An 18,770-nucleotide genomic window follows, 5' to 3' on the forward strand; every position below is an offset into this window, starting at 1 on the left:
AGGATGTCAAAACTGAGTAGCTATATAACTGGACTTGCCAGAAAAACAATCGAAGTTTATATTAAAGAAGGACGTCAAATAAAAGAGTTGACCGATCTTCCCGAGGAACTCAAAAAAAGAGCAGGTGTTTTTGTATCCCTAAAAAAAGATGGTAAATTACGGGGATGTATCGGTACATTTTTACCAACCCAGGACAATATTGCCCAGGAAATAATAAAAAACGCCATAAGTGCCGCTGTCCACGACCCTAGATTTGGGCCAGTCAGGGTAGAGGAATTAAATAAAATAGAGATAAGTGTCGATATTTTAACAGAGCCGGAAAAAGTTAATAACCGGAATGAACTTGATCCTCATAAATATGGGATTCTGGTAAAAAAGGGGCACAGGACTGGTCTCCTTCTCCCTGACCTTGAGGGGATAGATTCAGTGGAAAAACAACTGGAGATCGCCAGATTGAAAGCTGGAATAAGACCAGATGAGGAAGTTGAGATATACAGGTTTCAGGTAAAAAGATACAAAGAGAGGTAATATCAATGGAAAAAGCCGGGTTCTACATAAAGATGGATAATGATAAAGTACAATGTCTGCTATGCCCCCATACCTGTGAAATTCCTGTCGGAGAAAAGGGCCGTTGTAAGGTCAGGGTAAATGAAAAGGGTGAATTAATTCTAAAAAACTATGGAGTCATTACATCTATGGCAATTGACCCTGTTGAAAAAAAACCATTATACCATTTCTATCCCGGAACCAGGATCCTGTCACTGGGGACATATAGTTGTAATTTTACATGTAAACACTGTCAGAACTGGCAGATAAGCCAGGAAAAACCCGAAGTTGTAACCAGCTATTCACCGAAAGAAGTGGCTGACCTTGCCCGGGATAAAAATGTAATCGGGGTGGCCTATACCTATTCAGAACCATCGATCTGGTTTGAATATGTTCTCAAAACAAGCCAGGTCGTCAAATCTAACGGGATGAAGAATGTCCTGGTGACCAATGGTTTTATAAATAAAAAGCCGCTCAAGGAGCTTATACCCTATATAGATGGTATTAATATTGACTTAAAGGCCTATAATCCTGATTTTTACCAACGTATCTGTGGTGGCAAGTTAAAACCTGTTCTGGAAAATATTAAATATCTGCGGGATAAAGTCCATATTGAAATCACAACCCTTTTAATTCCTGGATTGAATGATTCGACCGAGGAACTTGAGGATATGTTTCAGTGGCTCAACAGTCTTGATCCGGATATTCCCTTACATATAACAAGGTATTTCCCCAGATACAGGTTGAATCTGCCCCCGACTTCTATAGATGAATTAAAAGAAGCTTATGACCTGGCTAAAAGATATTTAAATTATGTATACCTCGGTAATATTAACCTTGATCAGGGCCGGGATACTGTGTGTCCCCACTGTGGTCAGGTTGTAATTGAAAGGAATATCAGAGTCATAAATAGAATTAAAGATGGGAGATGTCCCTGGTGTGGTCAGGAGATAAAAGGAGAGTTCAGGAATAAATAATCTAACAATTTATAAAATTACTTCTTTTTGTTAGTAATTGACAAAATTAAAATGGAGTGCTATACTAACATTGAGCATAAGCCCTATAACACAATAAGCTCATAAGGAGGGTGATAAGAATGAAAGCTAAGAAGGTAAAATGTCCTGTATGTGGAACTCACAACTGGTCAGGTAATGAATACTGTGAAAAATGCAGTGGTGCCCTTTACAGGGACAGAATTGTAGAAAACGATTTACCAGAATTCAAGATAACAAAACTTTACTTCTAACCTTTTAGTCATTTCATCTTTCACTGTTTAAGTTTTAAGTAGCAGATAAGAGAAATAAGATTATAAGTTTTATGATGCCAGGAGTCACATTATTATACTTACCTTGAAATTTAATAATGAACTGAAAAAACAATATCTTTATAGACCGGTTAAACAAGCCGGTCTTTTTTTATTTTTAAGAGGAAAATATTAATAAAATTTTAATGAGTAATATCCCTGATATAAAAAATGTTAAAAAAGTCCCGGAAACAGGAGATGGTGCATATAATAAATGAGGATAGTTTTTAAAGGGATTAAAATTTGATAAATTCCCAACCATATATGTAAATAATATAGAAGGTATAGTAACCGGCCAGAAAGATAGATGGAGTGATTAACGACCTGGTTTTACGGTATAAGAAAATTGTTATAAAAGCAGCTATAAATTTAATTATAATTTGAGTAGGGCCACTGGTTAACAGTAATATAGAATATGCAAATGAACTTATGATAAGTCCCGGGAAGGGTTTTAATTTTCCCAGTAAAGTCCTGTAAAATATGTTAATTAAAAGGAAGGCTTCACTTAAAGCAATAATAATGGTACCCGGGTAAATTATGATAACAGAAAAAATGCTATTAATAAAATGTTCCGGCTTATCAAAAGTATACAGGGGGTTAAAGTTAGACCCGGATAATGATTTATAACTTAAGGGGATATTTACAAGAAACAAAACAGCAAACAGTAGACTAAAGATAAGGGAAGTCCCCAGTAAAATTTCTTTTTTTAAATTTTTAGTAGAAAGGCCAAGTGTTCTAAAATCAACTCCATATAATGAAACAAGATAGAAGATTACCAGAGCAAGAAAAATTAACCTGCCACTGATGACGAACAAAAAGTGAAATATACTTGTTAAAACCGGGGTGTAGGGGAATACCAGTCCCCTGGTCAGGTAACCAAAAGCAGCCATAAAGTACCAGAACCCCACAATAATAAGGATATCTTTATAGTTAATTTTATGTACATAAAGCGGTCTTTCTTTCATTTTTTTCTCTCCTTTCACCAATTAAAATTTCGCTACAAGTTAATAAAATCCTCTTTTATCCACTATATTGGGGCATTCTGCTCACACCCATGTTAACCCGGGGTTTAAAAAATATTAATTTACTGTTATATTTAAGCTACAAATAATTTATGATTTCAGAAGAATTAATTGTAGAAAGCCCTGACAAATCCTAAAAGAATATATAAATTAACTTAAGGAAAAAGCAGGTTTATTATATATTTTTATCGAAAATAGTAGTTGTTAAACAAAATATTAGTTATCTTGTTTTAAAACATAAATTTTAGTATAATAACTTCGTGGTTAAAATTGATCAAGAGGTGAGATTATGGGTAAATTATTTGGAACAGACGGTGTCAGAGGAGTAGCAAACAAAGAACTTACAGGTGAACTGGCCTATAAACTGGGAAGGGCAGGAGGTTATTATTTAACCAGAGATTATAAGGGAGGCAAAAAACCGGTAGTTTTAATTGGTAAGGATACCCGGATTTCGGGTGATATGCTGGAAGCCGGGCTGGTAGCCGGTTTGACCTCTGCAGGCATTGATGTTATTAAGCTCGGTATTATTCCGACACCAGGGGTATCTTTTTTAACCTCAAGTCTTGATGTCCAGGGAGGGGTAATGATTTCTGCCTCTCACAATCCTATTGCCGACAACGGTATAAAGTTTTTTAACCAAAAAGGTTATAAACTTACCGATGAAATGGAGGATGAGATTGAAAATTTAATTTTTAATAAACTGGAGACCATACCCTACCCCACCCATGAGAAGATCGGGGTAGTTGATTCTGCCCCTGAATATTACCATAAGTATGTTGATTATTTGAAGGAGACAGTTGACTCAGATTTTTCAGGACTGAAAATAGTTGTTGACTGTGCCAATGGAGCTGCCTATAAAGTTGCTCCAGAAGTTTTGAAAAAACTGAGGGCTGATGTCATGGTTATCAATGGGAGCTCAGATGGTCACAAAATTAATGTCAATTGTGGTTCTACAAACCCCGAGATCCTGAGACAGAAGGTTATTGATGAAAAGGCAGACCTGGGTATTGCCCATGATGGTGATGCTGACAGGGTTATTATGGTTGATGAACGGGGTCAGGTAGTTGATGGTGATAAAATTATGGCTATATGTGCCCTTGATATGATGGAGAGGGGAGTACTCAATAAAAACACCCTGGTAACCACACCTTACAGTAACCTGGCTTTAAAAGAAATTATGGAAGAAAAGGGAGGACAGGTGGTTATAACCAAAAATGGTGATAGATATGTCCTCAAGGAAATGTTAGAAAATGGTTATAACCTAGGAGGCGAGAAATCAGGCCATATTATTTTCCTGGATTATAATAATACAGGGGATGGCGTGTTGACAGCCCTTCAGGTTGTAAATATAGTTAAAAGAACAGGACATAAGTTAAGTGAACTGGCAGCTGTCCTAAAACCGTGGCCCCAGAGGCTGGCTAATATAAAGGTTAAATACAAACAAAAGCTTAAAACCAGTGAGCTAATTAAGCAGGAGATCAGTAAGGCTGAACAATTATTGGGAACAGAAGGCAGGGTATTTGTCAGGGCCTCAGGGACTGAACCGGTTATCAGGCTTATGCTGGAAGGCAAGGATGAAAAACGGTTACTTGAACTGGAAAAGAAACTGGGTAGTATTATCGAAGAAGAGCTAAATTAAGCAATTAGTAGTAATCATTGTTATTTAAATTGTTCAACTTATTATGATATAATTTATTATGTATGTCATTGATGAGTTTTATTCTTTATTTTAAAGGAAAAGGAGGTGATGAAAAACGAGAATTAAGCATTGAGGTTTTTAATATTTAAAGAAAAGCGCCTGGACTTAGATGAAAATATTATCTTCATCTAAGTTGACGAGGGAGGGGGTTATCGAAATGATCGGCGGATGCCCCCAGGCCTTCTGCCGGGCCTGAAGTCATTCCTCAAACCCGTGGAGTGATCTACGGAACAAAGGGAATGACAGGCAGAAAAAAACTAAATAATAAACCTGGAGGTAACAAAACATGTGCGGAATTGTTGGATATATAGGGGAAGAAGAAGCCCCATCGATATTACTTGAAGGATTAAAACGACTTGAATATAGAGGTTATGATTCGGCAGGTATAGCTGTAAGTGATGGTTATAATATTAATGTTGTTAAAAAAGCAGGTAAGTTGAAGGAACTGGAGAACATCGTTTTTTCCAGCCCTCCGGCCGGAACAGCTGGAATTGGCCATACCCGGTGGGCAACCCATGGAGTTCCTTCTGAGAAAAATTCACATCCTCATTATGATTGCCACGAGAATATTGTAGTGGTTCATAATGGTATAATTGAGAACTTCCAGGAGTTAAAAGAAGGGTTAGAGGCTGCGGGGCATAGCTTTGTGTCTGATACCGATACTGAGGTTATAGCACATTTAATAGAAGACTATTATAATGGCGATTTGAAAGATGCCGTTTTTAAAGCTGTGCAGAAGCTGGATGGTTCATATGCCCTGGCTGTTATGACAAAAGAGGAGCCGAATAAAATAATTGCTGTAAGAAAAGATAGCCCTTTAATTATCGGGAAAGGCCAGGGGGAAAACTATATTGCCTCTGATATACCCGCTTTCCTTAATAACACCAGAAGCTTTTATATCCTTGATGATGGAGAGATAGCTGAAGTTAGTAAGGATAAAGTAGTAATCTATGATAAAAATGGAGTCAGTATTGATAAAGAGATATTTAAGGTTGACTGGGACCCGGAAATGGCTGAAAAAAATGGGTATGAGCACTATATGTTAAAAGAAATACACGAACAACCAGATGCTTTAAGACGGGTTCTTGCCAACAGGGTATCTACTCAAGGTGTTAACCTTGATGAAATTGGATTAACAGCAGAAGAATTAAAAAAATACAGCCAGATACAGGTTGTAGCCTGTGGAACGGCCTATTATTCGGGAATGGTCGGTAAATATATCATTGAGGAACTGGCGCGGATACCGGTTAAAGTTGATGTTGCCTCAGAATTCAGGTATTCTAATCCCATTATTGATAAGGATACTCTGGTAATTGTTGTTAGTCAGTCAGGGGAAACAGCCGATACCCTGGCTGGATTGAGACTAGCCCGGGAAAAAGGGGCCGAGGTACTGGCCCTGACAAATGTAGTCGGCAGTACTATAGCCCGTGAGGCTGACCGGGTTCTTTATCTCAAGGCCGGGCCTGAAATTGCTGTAGCTTCGACCAAAGCCTATTTAACCATGGTCTCTGTTTTTTATCTGCTGGCCGTTCAATTTGCTAAAATTAAAGGAACAATTAATGACGATGAATATATGGGACTTGTATCTGACTTAATTAGACTTCCGGAGCTGGCTTCTGAGACTATTAAGGTCTCTGAAGAGAAGGCGAAAGAAAAGGCCAGATATTTTATTGATTATGATAATTCCTTCTATATTGGCCGTAACTTTGATTATACCATTGCCCTGGAGGGTGCTTTAAAGTTAAAAGAAATATCATACCTTCATGCTGAAGCTTATCCAGCCGGGGAGTTAAAACACGGTCCTTTAGCTTTAATAGAAGAGGGGATTCCGGTAGTTGCCGTTGTGACCAGGAGATCACTGTATGATAAAATGTTGAGTAATATAAAAGAAGTTAAAGCCAGGGGTGCCAATATAACAGCTGTTGCTATTGCAGGAGATGCGGAGGTTGAAAAAGCTGTTGATGATGTTATTTTTATTCCTGAGTGTAATGAATTTTTCAGTGGCCTGCTGGCAGTTATTCCGCTTCAGCTTCTGGCATATTATACAGCCGTAGGCCGGGGTTTTGATGTTGATCAGCCCCGCAATCTGGCCAAAAGTGTGACTGTGGAATAAGTTCTCAGTGAATTTAATAATATTTATGGAGGGGCATAATCTGCCTCTCCATACTATAATATATTTTAAAAAGTAAAAAAATTATTATTACTGGAAGGAGTTGAGGATACCCATGTAGAAGTAAAAAAGTGTGTAATAAGGTATAACAGTGCAAACGTTTGCCAAAGGTGGGAAAGTTAGGGATTGTTAGGGCTTAGACAATCTTAAGTTAACTATCTACCATAAATTATAATAGGAGGAGTTGTATACCATGTCTGAAATAAGAAAAGATATTATTACAGGTAATTATGTAGTAATTGCTGTAGAAAGGAGTAAAAGGCCACATGATTTTGCACATAAAAGGCCTCCCAAAAAAGGTGGATTCTGCCCATTTTGTTATGGAAATGAACAGGAAACTCCCCCCGAAGTTGCTGCTTTAAGACCAGATGAAAATACAGAACCGGATACACCTGGCTGGGAAATCAGGATAGTTCCCAATAAGTTTGGAGCAGTTAAGCCCGATATTGAACTGAAAGACTGTAAAGATGGCATCTATTCATATGTAACCGGTCGGGGAGCAGCTGAAGTAGTGATTGAGTCCCCCAGGCATGATTCCACCCTGGGTAGTCATGAACCAGAGCATGTCAATAATCTATTAAAGATGATAAGGGATCGTTATAATGAACTGGGTAGTGATGAGAATATTAGCTATGTCCAGGTTTTTAAGAATTTTGGTCCAACAGCTGGGGCCTCTCTGGAGCACCCCCACTGGCAAATAATTTCTACACCATTGATTCCCACCAATGTTATGGATGAGCTTAAAGGCACCGAAAATTATTACAGGAAACACGGTACCTGTCCCTATTGTGAAATGATTGAAGAAGAATTAAAGGATGGAAGCAGGATTGTTGCCGAAAATGATTATTTTGTAGCCCTCTGTCCCTATGCATCCCGTTTTCCCTTTGAAACATGGATTTTACCCAAAGAACATAACAATTGTTTTGGGAAATTAACAGGTAAAGAATTCGGGGAATTAACTGAAATGCTCCAGGGCATTGTAAAAAAACTGGAACTAGGATTTGACTATCCTCCCTATAATATTGTGGTTCACAGCAATCCTGTGGATGGGGTTGACAGGGATTATTACCACTGGCATATTGAAATTTTACCCAGGCTGGCAATAATGGCCGTTTTTGAACTGGGAACTGGCTATCATATTAATCCTACCCCTCCAGAGATTGCAGCAGATTCTCTAAAAGAGATAGGGGGATAAACAATCTATTGTGGTGGAAGGTGTTAAATATGGCTTTAGTAACGGCATATTCTTTTGGTGAAATAATAAAAGAACTAGATAATATTATTTCATCAATAGAACCGAAAAAATTTAAGGAGACCCGGTGGTTCAGGAAAAAGGCCGATGACTTAATAGGTGTAGAGCTAGTAGACTATGGTGTATTAGAGTATAAACCTGATGAAAGACTGGTAATTCCAGCAGTTGTCTCCTTTCATATGCAGGATCGGGTCAACAATACAGGGTATGAAGAACTATATTATTTACCACTGGTAATAAATAAAAATTATGATGAAAAATGCCTTTTGTTACTGGAGATAGAAAACACCTCATATACAGCTTATGTATATGAGGGGATATATTCGCTGGAATATAACAGGGTTCTCGATGAGTTTGTTAAAAGAGAAGGTAGTCTTGAAATGGAAAAAGGAGGCTATCTTCAGGCTGAATTATTAAATTATTATAATAATGTTACCAGGTCTTATTCGTTGACAGAGGTTTCAAGTAATAGTCTGGCTTTAATCGAAAGAAGCAGTATTATAAAGACTTATCGAAAAATGGTACCCGGGGTCAATCCTGATCTGGAAATAGGATTATCACTTATCAGAGAAACCGGTTTCAGAAATTTTCCCGAAATAAAAGGATATGTCTCCTATCAAAAGAATAATATCAATTATGACATCTGTCTTATCGAACAATATGTAAATAACGAGGGGGATGTCTGGGCTTATACCCAGCGTTTCCTCTCGCGTTATTTGCATTATGTAAGTGATAACCCGGGGAAGGACTCCCTGTTTACATACCTTGACCCCTTTATTGAAGAGATGGAATACCTGGGTGAGGTCATTGGTGAACTACATCTATCCCTGTCTGGAATAGAGCAGGATAATTTTAAACCACGGAAGCCAACCCTGGCAGAAATTGAAGCCTGGCATGAAGAAGTACAACAGAATACAGAGTTACTCTTTAAATTACTTAAGAAAAACAAGAATAATATCAATAATGATTATAACTATTACAGGGTGCTAAACATGGTCCTTGATAAGGAAAAAACAATATTTGGAGCAGTAAAGCGCATTTTTGGATTAAAGGATTCACTGGGTAAATATATGAGGGTTCACGGGGACCTTCATTTAGAGCAAATATTAAAGACTGAAGATGATTTTATGGTCCTTGACTTTGAGGGCGAGCCTTTAAAGAGTATTCAGCATCGCCGCATGAAGTATTCTCCATTAAAAGATATAGCCGGAATGATGAGATCCTTTAACTATGCTGGTTATGCGGGCTACTTTGATTTTGTTAAAAAGAATCAGGGTATAAATGACCGGGGAAGATTTATTAAAGCAATCTCACTATGGGAGGAAGAGGCCCGGACATCTTTCTTGACAGGGTATCAGAATAAGATAAGAGAAAATAATGGAGACTTTTTACCACCTGAAGATAAATTTGACCAGGTGCTGGCCCTGTTTAAGATTGAAAAAGCTCTGTATGAAGGGATATATGAGATCAATAATAGACCAGACTGGTTGCACATTCCGCTCCAGGGGATACTGGACTGTGTGGAAGAAATCGCTGACTGAGAGCTATAACAGGGGTAACAAAAATTATCAAATATTATAAGGAGGTATCATAATGGATAATTTGAAAGTAACCATGCTAACCAAGGAATACCCACCATATATATATGGTGGGGCCGGGGTCCATGTTGATTATTTAACAGGGGCTTTAAAAGATATAATGAATGTTGAAGTCAGGTGTTTTGGTGATCAGGAGGGTAATAAAAAGGGGATAGATGTAACCGGTTATCACCCCTGGGAAGATTTAAGTGAGGGAAGTGACATTCGCTTCCGTAAGGTACTGGATCCTTTTTCAGTTGATCTGGCTATGGTAAAGGACCCAATAGATTCTCATCTGGTTCATGCCCATACCTGGTATACTTTTATGGCAGGTTTTCTGGCTAAAAAATTGTATAATATACCCCTGGTAACTACAATACATAGTCTGGAACCTTTAAGGCCGTGGAAGGAAGAACAGCTGGGTCGCGGGTACCAGCTCAGTCTCTGGATGGAAAAAATGGGAATAGAGAATTCTGATAAAGTGATTGCTGTTTCCGGTGAAATGAAAAAGGATATCTTAAAATATTATGATGTTGATGAAGACAGGGTAGAGGTAATATACAATGGTATCGATCTAGACCAGTACAGGTATACTGATAGTGATACATATAGAAGGAAATATGGTATCGATCTTGATAAACCATATGTCTTATTTGTGGGTAGAATAACCAGACAGAAAGGGATTATTCACCTGGTAAATGCCATTAAATATATAAATGAGAACACCCAGGTAGTTTTATGTGCCGGTGCTCCTGATACTGAAGAGATAGAAAAAGAAATGACAGAAAAAGTTGCCGCCATACAGGAAAAGAGGGATGGAGTAATCTGGATAAATGAGATGGTCAGTAAAGAAGCTGTTATCGAATTTTATTCCAATGCTGCTGTCTTTTGCTGTCCTTCTGTTTACGAACCCTTTGGTATTATTAACCTGGAAGCCATGGCCTGCCAGACACCGGTTGTTGCTTCGGCGGTCGGTGGGATAAAAGAAGTAGTTGTTGATGGAGAAACAGGTTTTCTTGTAAATTACGAACAGAAGGATGAAAAAACCGGTGAGCCCAAAAACCCTGAGGCCTTCTCTAAATCCCTGGCAGAGAAAATAAATATGGTTTTAGAAGATGACAAACTTGCCAAAGAGATGGGTAAAAAAGGACGAGAACGGGTAGAAAAATATTTTAGCTGGGAGAGTATTGCCCGGCAGACAAAGAAACTTTATGAAAGTATTGTTCAGTAAGAAGGTAAGAATATTGGCTGGGTTATCCCAAAAAATACCGGCTTTTTAGCCGGTATTTTTTAGTCATGTTCAGGAAGGTAATTATCGACCAGATAATAAAAGAAGGGATGGAGTACCAGTATTTCAGCGATAATACCCAGGCTGCTGGCCAGAACCAGATGGCTGTACTGGTCAAAATAGATAGTTACAAGAGAAGCAATAACAAACCAGATGGTTAAAATTTTAAAGGAAACATTCTTTAACTTTTGTCTCCTGTCAGGTTCTTTAATGGGATGTACTTCAGTATCAGCCGGGGCATATTTATTAACCATAAAAAGGCTGAATGTCGTTATTATAATCAGCCAGATAATAAGAGAAGGTGTTGCCAGGGTGATATATATGGATATTAGACCTATTGCCAGAAAGACAATGAGGGATACTATTAAGCACAGAGAATACCGTGGTAGATGGACACCTCCGGCATAGGGTCGCAGAATGAGAAAGGTTATTAGAGCTATCATAACAGGCCAGAATATTCCCAGAAAATAGGCTGACCCCAGAATGGCAATAATCTCAATCAGGAGGCCAATAATTACCTGAAAACCGTACCTTAAATAGGCTTCTCTCCTTTCACTGAGGTTGAGGGTTTTTCTGATATACCTGGCCATGGAATCAGATACCTGTTTTATCAATTTAACCACCTCCGTTAATATGTGTTTTTTGGTTTTGGGAATTCAGTTATGGAGTATGCCTTATGTAATAATTCTACAGACCATTAACTTCCACCTTTTTCTATAATATAATTTTTGAAAAAAAGATGAAATTAAAAATATTACAAAAAAATTATGATTTATTTTGCCAGGGTTAATTTAACATGGAATGAAATAAGTTACTCTTATAGTGTAATAGATTACAGAAAAACTGCACATTACTACATTTTGACAAAAAATCTTAAAAGTGTTAAAATATAACCAGAATATAAAAGTTTTAGTACATATGATGGTAATGAATCAGGACAGGCCTTTAGCCTGTAAAAATTAGCTTGTAAAAATATATATTTTAAATATAAATACTTATTAAGGGGGGATTTTATATATGTTGAAAATATTAGTAAACATAGTTGCTGACCTTGTATCTGCTGTATCCCGTAAGAGTGTAAGTACAAGCTGTATTGGTTGTTTTTATCAACCAGATTTACCTGAAAAATAATAAATAATAAATAACAAACAGGAACTCCAGGTATATACCTGGAGTTTTTTTTGTTTCAAAAAAGGAAAAAATAAGTTTTTGTTGAATTATATAATATACAAAATTTTACTGCCTCTATACAGGGGGAATATATATATGGAAAATTTAAATTTAATTCTTCTATTGTTATCAATTACAGAAAATTATATTTTGTCTATTTTTATTTTATCAATTCTGGATAAAAAAATTAGTTTTAAAAGACTTACTTTAATGAGTATCGGGGTTTCGATTTTTGTTTTATCTATTAGAACCTTGCCTGTGACCCCGGTTATGAATATTTTTGTGGCAATGTCTGCTCAAATTCTTTTAGTCAGATATTTATATGGTATCCCTATATTACTGGGTGGGATTGCCGCTGGGCTTACTGATACAATTTATATGACCCTTGAAACTATATTAATTCCTTTACTGGGATTTATATTTAATGTTGAGTTAAATATGGCTATGAATACGCCTTTGATTAGAATAAAATTTTTATAGTTCAATGTGTTATAATGCTACTTATTGTTTGGCTAATAAAAAGGTATAATATTAATTTCAGGGAAGGTTTTTTTCATTTATCTCCAGATGAAATTGAATTAATAGGTAAAGAAGAGGTCAAACGGGAAAAGAAAATAACCTCAACCCTGCTGTTGGCTCTCTTTTTTATTATAATACAGGGAATGTTTATCAATATGTACAACTGGTCCCGGAGATTGAGCCATTTATTTGATATTGAATTATCTTTTTTTACGTCATCTGAATTCATCAATATAATTGTAATCATTCTGAGTATATTTTTAATATGGTTGGTTCAGCATATGGTAGGTATGCTTAAAATCCAGAGGAATGAAATCATAGAGAAGATAAAAAGGAAATCAAAGGAGAGACTCGACTGGGAGCTAAGAATGCAGTACCATGATTTTAACCATCACCTGGGAATGTTGAGTATGATGTTACAGATGGATCAGGTCAGCGCTGCTAAAAAATACCTGAAGGGGATGGTAAAAGAACTGGGAAAAATTAAAAAGCTGGAAAGCAGTGGGAATCCTGCCTTGAATGCCCTGATTCAGAGTAAAATAGCCCGGGGGCAGAAGATGGGGGTTAAAATTGATGTGGAATTAGTTAACCCTCTTAAAGGAGAGTATATTCCCGACTGGGAACTGGTCAGGGTATGTGGAAACCTTCTCGATAATTCCATTGAAGCTTTACAACAGCTTCCGCGGGATACAGAAAAGAGAGTTAAAATAGAAATAGATGGGGAAAAAGATATTCTAACTATCTCTGTAACTACTTTCGGGGTCGTAATTCCTGATGAGATTAAAGAACATATCTTTGAAAGGGGTTTTACCAGCAAAAAGGAAAAAGGCCATGGTCTCGGCCTGGCTATCTGTAAGGAGATTACAGATAAATATCAGGGGCAGATCTCAATTAGAAAAGATGAAGAACGGGAGACAACGACATTTACCGTTAAATTACCAAAGAATACATAAAAAATCAAATTTATTCTATAAAGTGATAGCTTGACCTCATACATATTCTGATATAATAAGGGTAGAGTAGATATTTCATAATTTTATGTGTGAAAATAATTGACCAGGAGGGTTATATATGACACCTGAAATTATTATCTGTGATGATGACCCTCAAATGGTTGACCTTCTGGTGAATTTCTGCGAGAGTAAACTTAAGTTACATATTCTGGATAAAGCAACTAAAGGTCAGGCGGTTATTGATATGGTAAAAAAAAGTAACCCGGATATCCTGTTACTGGATATAAATTTACCTGATATGGATGGCATCCAGGTAGCCCGTCAAATCAGGGAGTTTAATCCCTTTGTTAAAATAATATTTATTACTGGTCATGAAAATTATTACCGGGATGCTTTTGATGTTTATGCATATGACTACATAAGTAAAGATTCTTTAACTACCAGGTTACCCCAATCTGTTAAGAGAATTAAAGAAGAAATGAAGTTAAACAGGATAAAGGAAAATGGAAGTAACTGGCACCAGATAACTGTAAATAAAAAACAACATTATATCAATGAAGATGATATAATCTATATTAAAAGTGAGGGCCGGAAACTTGTTATAGTAACCTATGAAGAAGAATATGTTACCTATGGAAACCTTAAAGACTGGGGGCTTAAACTTGGTTCGACTTTTTTTAAATGCCATCGTTCATATTTAATAAATTTAAATAAGATTAAAGAAATAAGGGGTGGTATTCCAGAGACAGTTGTTATTATGGGTAATCGTCAAAAAATACCGGTAAGTAGATTCAGGGTAAGTGAATTAAAGAGGGTCCTGAATATGGCTGGTTAAAAATAATTATATTTTACTCTTCTTTATATATTTACTTAGATGATTAATAAGAACATGTCCCTGTGGTTATAATAATGTTAAGTTAATATTATAACCAGGAGGGACACAATATTGGAAAGATATTCTGATTGGGATAAATGGAAAAAAAACCTGGGGCAGGCAGTAAACCTGGGAAAAAAGATTGGGTTAAGTGAGGAGACGGTTGTTAAGGTTGGAGAAAAAATAGGTGATTTTCTGGAAAAAAGGGTTGAACCTGAAAACAGGGAACAGCGGGTCTTAAAGGAACTCTGGGATGTAGCCAGTCAGGACGAACAAAGGCATCTGGCCAGTATGATTGTAAAAATGGTACAAAAGGATGGGAAGGAAGGTGACCGGGCCTGAATTGAGGTCCGGATTTTTGCATTTGCCGGGGAGTTACAGTATAATTAAATTGGATATAATTGATGTTAGGAGAATTACCTGTGATTAGGGGAATTGGAATTGATATTGTTGAAGTCAATAGAATAAGTGATATGGTGGACAAATGGGGAGAACGCTTTTTAAATAAGGTATATACCCCTTATGAAGTTAATTATTGCAAATTTAAATCCAATACTTATGAGTGTCTGGCCGGTAGATTTGCTGCTAAAGAGGCCTTTGTGAAAATGCTGGGAACAGGATTTAAGCATATCTATTTTAAAGACATAGAAGTTCGTTCTGATGAAAAGGGTAAGCCTTATTTACGGATAAAAGGGAATGCCGATAGATTGACAAAGGAATCAGGTATAAAAAGGATACATTTAAGTATATCCCATGAGCGGAAATTTGCGATAGCTTTTGTAGTTGGTGAGGAGGGGTAACAGTGGTTGTACTTACACCCGGGCAGATGAGGAAAGCAGATCAGCTGGCCATCAAAGCAGGAATCCCTGACCTGGTCTTAATGGAGGTAGCCGGGAGGGAAACTGCTGAAAGAGTCCGCCACTTATTACCGGAACCAGGTCATGTAGTAATTTTTGCCGGTAAAGGTAATAATGGTGGTGATGGTCTTGTAGCAGCCCGTTATTTAGATATGTGGGGTTATGATGTAAATCTGGTTTTATTAAGACCCGGAGATGAATACCGGGGCAGTTCTGCCGCTAATTTTAAGGCCTGTAAAGCCAGGAGTATTAATATTAGCATATTTTCAGATGTTAAGACCAGGTTGAATAAAGAACTTGAAAGGGCGGATCTTGTAATAGATGCTATGCTGGGGACAGGTCTTACCGGTGAAGTCAGGGGGGAATTTGCCAGGGCTATAGAGATGATAAATGATCAATCCTGCCCTGTTGTGTCAGTTGATATCCCCTCCGGGGTTGAAGGTGAGACCGGAAGGGTTCTGGGGATGGCAGTAAAGGCTGATTTAACGGTAACCATGGCCTGTCCCAAGGTGGGACTCCTGGTTTACCCGGGAAAGAAATATGTTGGTAACTTACATGTAGTGGATATCGGAATTCCCGGTGAAATAATTATGAAGGTCAAGCCTGATCATTTTGTCTTAACTGAGAATGAAGCCCGGCTGTTACTTCCTGAAAGAGAAGTTGACGGACATAAAGGTAGTTTTGGAAGGGTTCTCATGGTTGGTGGGTCCCGGGGGATGAGTGGTGCCCCCTCCCTGGGAGGACTGGCTGCACTCAGGGTAGGGGCTGGTCTGGTTGAAGTCGCGGTTCCTGAAAGCATTCAACCTCTGGTAGCTATTACTGCTTCTGAGTTAATTACCTCCGGGTTACCTGAAAAAGATGGAAAACTCAATACCAATTCTGACTCCATTATAACAAAGAAGGCAGAAAGAGCAGATGTCCTCGCCTTAGGCCCGGGACTGGGACGGGGGCGTGGTATTAGGACTGTGGTGGCCAGTGTGATTAAAAAGGCTAAAAAACCTGTGGTTCTTGATGCAGATGCTTTGAATGAAATTGAGTCTCCTGATATTCTTAAAGAGTCTGAAGTCCCGTTAATACTAACACCACATCCCGGTGAGATGGCCCGCCTGCTGGATACTGATATAAAAGGGGTCCAGTCTAACAGAATCAAAATTGCCAGGGAGTTTGCCACAACCTATAGTGTTTACCTCATTCTAAAGGGAGCAGATACGGTTATTGCTTTACCTGATGGAACTATATATATAAATGATACTGGTAATGAAGGAATGGCAACGGCCGGTAGTGGTGATGTCTTAACAGGAATGGTCTCGGGGTTAATAGCCCAGGGGCTGGATATACAGGAGGCTGTTGTTCTGGCACCATACCTCCATGGTCTCTCCGGTGATAAAGCCAGAGATAATGTAACTTCCTATTCCCTTACTGCAGGGACAATAATTGAGTTTATAGCCGGAGCTATAATGGATTTGACAACTTCGGTGATAAATTAGAAAATATATAATAAAGGTGATATCTGTGAATAAAAGGATTACACGTCCGACCTGGGCAGAAATCGACCTATCCTGTCTCCAGTTTAATTTTAATCAAGTAAAAGAAATATTGGGAAGTAATGTTAAAATAATGTCAGTTGTTAAGGCCGATGCCTACGGCCATGGTGTTATTCCTGTTGCTAAAACCCTGGTTGAGGCTGGAACTCAACGTCTGGCGGTAGCTATACCTGAGGAGGGGGTTGAACTCAGGGAAGCAGGTCTTTCTGTCCCCATTCAGGTATTGGGAGAGGTATTACCCTCCCAGTATGAACTGTTATTTAAATATGATTTAATTCCCACTGTTGGCCGGGAGGAAACAGCCCTGAGCCTGAATCGCCTGGCCGCCAAATACAATGTGGTTAAGAAAGTCCATATCAAAGTAGATACCGGCATGGGACGTATCGGGGTCAGGCCCCGGGAAGCGGTTGGTTTTGTTAAAAAAGTGAATTCATTAAGTAATATAAAAATTGAGGGGTTAATGACTCATTTTGCCAGTGCTGATGAACGGGATAAGAGCTATACCTATGAGCAATGGGATAAGTTTAAACAGGTCCTTGACGGGTTAAACAAATTGAGAATTGATATTCCCATAAAACACAGCAGTAATAGTGCTGCCATAATAGATTTTAAGAAATTTGGTCTGGATATGGTGAGACCCGGTATTATGTTATATGGTTTGAAACCCTCCCGGGACCTTATTAACAACATAGATTTAAAACCTGTTTTAACCTGGAAGACCCGGATAGTTTATCTTAAAGAAGTGCCCCCCGGTACGGGGATAAGTTATGGAACTACTTATGTTACCAACCGGAAAAGCAAGATTGCTACTCTGCCGGTAGGTTATGCTGATGGTTACCCCAGAATTTTATCAAACCAGGGTCAGGTTTTAGTACGGGGCAGGAAGGCCCCAATCAGGGGCAGGGTCTGCATGGATCAGATAATGATAGATGTTACTGAAATACCTGACGTCAGGGTCGGGGATGAGGTTGTGTTGATTGGGGAACAGGGTACTCAAAAAATATCGGCTACAGATATAGCTGAAAAGGCCGATACAATAAATTATGAAATTGTTTGTGGGATTAGCCAGAGGGTCCCCAGAGAATATAAAAATAAAATTGGGGGGTAAAGTATGATAACAAAACAGGTATATGTCAATATAAAAACAGGTCTCCATGCCAGGCCAGCATCTTATTTTGTGGATGTGGCCAGCAAGTTTGTTTCAGATATTAATATTTCCTTCAGTGGAGTAACTGTTAACGCCAAAAGTATAATAGGGGTTTTATCCCTGAGTGTCGGGGAAGGGGATCAGGTAACTTTGGTTGTTGATGGGCCTGATGAAGAAGAAGCCCTGGATGCCCTGGAGAAAATACTGTCTGGCGAAGATGGATTATTGGATAATCAGGTGGGCTAATTTGTGGTTAAGAAAAATAGAAAGGGAGAGGAAAATGATACTGTCTGACAGGACTATAAACCAGATGATTAAAAACGGTGAATTGGTTGTAGAACCACTGGAAGAGTACCAGATACAGCCTGCTTCTATTGATTTAAGACTGGGAAGTAGCTTTTTAAAAATTGATGAAAACCTTATGGAAGTTATGACTTTAAATGATGAAATTAAATATGTAAACCTGGAACGAAAAGAAATAATTGTTCCTCCTAATTCATTTCTTCTGGCGACAACCAGAGAATATATTAAACTACCTCCTGATATTACTGCTTTTGTTGAAGGGAGAAGTTCCATAGGCAGGATGGGTTTGTTTATCCAGAATGCTGGCTGGGTTGATCCGGGTTTTGAGGGACAGATAACCCTTGAATTATATAATGCCAACAGGTTACCGATTAAGTTAACGGCAGGGCGCCGTATCTGTCAGCTGGTTTTAGCCCGAATGGATAAGGAAGCTAAAACTCCCTACCAGGGTAAATATTTGTATCAGAAAAAAGCAGTTGGTAGTCGGGTTTATCAGGATCTTGAAAATAAACAAAATAAGAATTGAGCAGAGTTGAGTTTTAGGAG

20 protein-coding genes are annotated in these 18,770 nt (G+C 38.1%); 18 read left to right on the forward strand and 2 right to left on the reverse strand.

All coding sequences use genetic code 11. The features are described 5' to 3' along the window. Window positions 1-3 precede the first annotated feature (3 nt). The 3 genes from amrA to HORE_RS12825 all read left to right on the forward strand — a co-directional run bounded on the left by amrA (window position 4) and on the right by HORE_RS12825 (window position 1,792). On the forward strand, window positions 4-528 hold the full coding sequence (gene amrA / locus HORE_RS00885; RefSeq protein ID WP_012635113.1) for an AmmeMemoRadiSam system protein A: 525 nt from the start codon (window positions 4-6) through the stop codon (window positions 526-528). 5 nt (window positions 529-533) lie between these two features. Continuing rightward, window positions 534-1,523 carry an AmmeMemoRadiSam system radical SAM enzyme gene (gene amrS, locus HORE_RS00890; protein ID WP_012635114.1) on the forward strand — a complete coding sequence of 330 codons (990 nt, stop codon included), beginning with the start codon at window positions 534-536 and terminating at the stop codon, window positions 1,521-1,523. A gap of 119 nt (window positions 1,524-1,642) precedes the next feature. Next, entirely contained in the window at window positions 1,643-1,792 is a 150-nt protein-coding gene (locus tag HORE_RS12825) for a hypothetical protein (protein ID WP_167935742.1), read from the forward strand. 293 nt (window positions 1,793-2,085) lie between these two features. Here HORE_RS12825 and HORE_RS00895 read toward each other — a convergent pair whose 3' ends face one another. Further along, window positions 2,086-2,814, reverse strand: coding sequence for a CPBP family glutamic-type intramembrane protease (locus tag HORE_RS00895; RefSeq protein WP_012635115.1), 729 nt, complete (start codon window positions 2,812-2,814; stop codon window positions 2,086-2,088). Window positions 2,815-3,160: 346 nt separating this feature from the next. On the opposite strand from HORE_RS00895, the gene glmM reads away from it, so the two are divergent. From glmM to glgA, 5 genes are all read left to right on the forward strand, one after another. After that, on the forward strand, window positions 3,161-4,510 hold the full coding sequence (gene glmM / locus HORE_RS00900) for a phosphoglucosamine mutase (protein WP_012635116.1): 1,350 nt from the start codon (window positions 3,161-3,163) through the stop codon (window positions 4,508-4,510). 346 nt (window positions 4,511-4,856) lie between these two features. After that, complete coding sequence (gene glmS / locus HORE_RS00905) at window positions 4,857-6,683, forward strand: glutamine--fructose-6-phosphate transaminase (isomerizing) (protein ID WP_012635117.1); 1,827 nt, start codon at window positions 4,857-4,859, stop codon at window positions 6,681-6,683. Between the two features lie 250 nt (window positions 6,684-6,933). Next, entirely contained in the window at window positions 6,934-7,935 is a 1,002-nt protein-coding gene (galT, locus tag HORE_RS00910) for a galactose-1-phosphate uridylyltransferase (protein WP_012635118.1), read from the forward strand. Window positions 7,936-7,964: 29 nt separating this feature from the next. Further along, complete coding sequence (locus HORE_RS00915; protein WP_012635119.1) at window positions 7,965-9,533, forward strand: hypothetical protein; 1,569 nt, start codon at window positions 7,965-7,967, stop codon at window positions 9,531-9,533. Window positions 9,534-9,585: 52 nt separating this feature from the next. Further along, complete coding sequence (glgA, locus tag HORE_RS00920; RefSeq protein ID WP_012635120.1) at window positions 9,586-10,800, forward strand: glycogen synthase; 1,215 nt, start codon at window positions 9,586-9,588, stop codon at window positions 10,798-10,800. Between the two features lie 59 nt (window positions 10,801-10,859). Here glgA and HORE_RS00925 read toward each other — a convergent pair whose 3' ends face one another. Beyond that, a complete protein-coding gene (locus HORE_RS00925) occupies window positions 10,860-11,471 on the reverse strand; it encodes an accessory gene regulator ArgB-like protein (RefSeq protein WP_012635121.1) in 612 nt (203 codons plus the stop codon). A 403-nt stretch (window positions 11,472-11,874) separates the two neighbouring features. Between HORE_RS00925 and HORE_RS12615 the strand changes: the two genes are divergently transcribed. The 10 genes from HORE_RS12615 to dcd all read left to right on the forward strand — a co-directional run bounded on the left by HORE_RS12615 (window position 11,875) and on the right by dcd (window position 18,750). Continuing rightward, window positions 11,875-11,988 carry a cyclic lactone autoinducer peptide gene (locus tag HORE_RS12615; protein ID WP_083762884.1) on the forward strand — a complete coding sequence of 38 codons (114 nt, stop codon included), beginning with the start codon at window positions 11,875-11,877 and terminating at the stop codon, window positions 11,986-11,988. Between the two features lie 135 nt (window positions 11,989-12,123). Further along, window positions 12,124-12,507: a hypothetical protein gene (locus HORE_RS00930; RefSeq protein WP_012635122.1), complete on the forward strand. Its 384-nt coding sequence runs from the start codon at window positions 12,124-12,126 to the stop codon at window positions 12,505-12,507. 14 nt (window positions 12,508-12,521) lie between these two features. Beyond that, window positions 12,522-13,499 (forward strand): sensor histidine kinase, encoded by a 978-nt coding sequence (locus HORE_RS00935; RefSeq protein WP_012635123.1) that lies wholly within the window; start codon window positions 12,522-12,524, stop codon window positions 13,497-13,499. 118 nt (window positions 13,500-13,617) lie between these two features. Next, a complete protein-coding gene (locus HORE_RS00940) occupies window positions 13,618-14,334 on the forward strand; it encodes a LytR/AlgR family response regulator transcription factor (RefSeq protein ID WP_012635124.1) in 717 nt (238 codons plus the stop codon). 111 nt (window positions 14,335-14,445) lie between these two features. Beyond that, window positions 14,446-14,715, forward strand: coding sequence for a DUF3243 domain-containing protein (locus HORE_RS00945; RefSeq protein ID WP_012635125.1), 270 nt, complete (start codon window positions 14,446-14,448; stop codon window positions 14,713-14,715). 80 nt (window positions 14,716-14,795) lie between these two features. After that, window positions 14,796-15,173, forward strand: coding sequence for a holo-ACP synthase (acpS, locus tag HORE_RS00950; protein ID WP_012635126.1), 378 nt, complete (start codon window positions 14,796-14,798; stop codon window positions 15,171-15,173). A gap of 2 nt (window positions 15,174-15,175) precedes the next feature. After that, complete coding sequence (locus HORE_RS00955) at window positions 15,176-16,717, forward strand: bifunctional ADP-dependent NAD(P)H-hydrate dehydratase/NAD(P)H-hydrate epimerase (RefSeq protein ID WP_012635127.1); 1,542 nt, start codon at window positions 15,176-15,178, stop codon at window positions 16,715-16,717. A gap of 25 nt (window positions 16,718-16,742) precedes the next feature. After that, on the forward strand, window positions 16,743-17,882 hold the full coding sequence (alr, locus tag HORE_RS00960) for an alanine racemase (RefSeq protein WP_012635128.1): 1,140 nt from the start codon (window positions 16,743-16,745) through the stop codon (window positions 17,880-17,882). A 3-nt stretch (window positions 17,883-17,885) separates the two neighbouring features. Then, window positions 17,886-18,167, forward strand: a complete 282-nt coding sequence (locus HORE_RS00965; RefSeq protein ID WP_012635129.1) for an HPr family phosphocarrier protein — start codon at window positions 17,886-17,888, stop codon at window positions 18,165-18,167. A gap of 34 nt (window positions 18,168-18,201) precedes the next feature. Beyond that, window positions 18,202-18,750 carry a dCTP deaminase gene (dcd, locus tag HORE_RS00970; protein ID WP_012635130.1) on the forward strand — a complete coding sequence of 183 codons (549 nt, stop codon included), beginning with the start codon at window positions 18,202-18,204 and terminating at the stop codon, window positions 18,748-18,750. Window positions 18,751-18,770: the final 20 nt, after the last annotated feature.

Source organism: Halothermothrix orenii H 168 (assembly GCF_000020485.1).
Lineage (GTDB): Bacteria > Bacillota > Halanaerobiia > Halanaerobiales > Halothermotrichaceae > Halothermothrix > Halothermothrix orenii.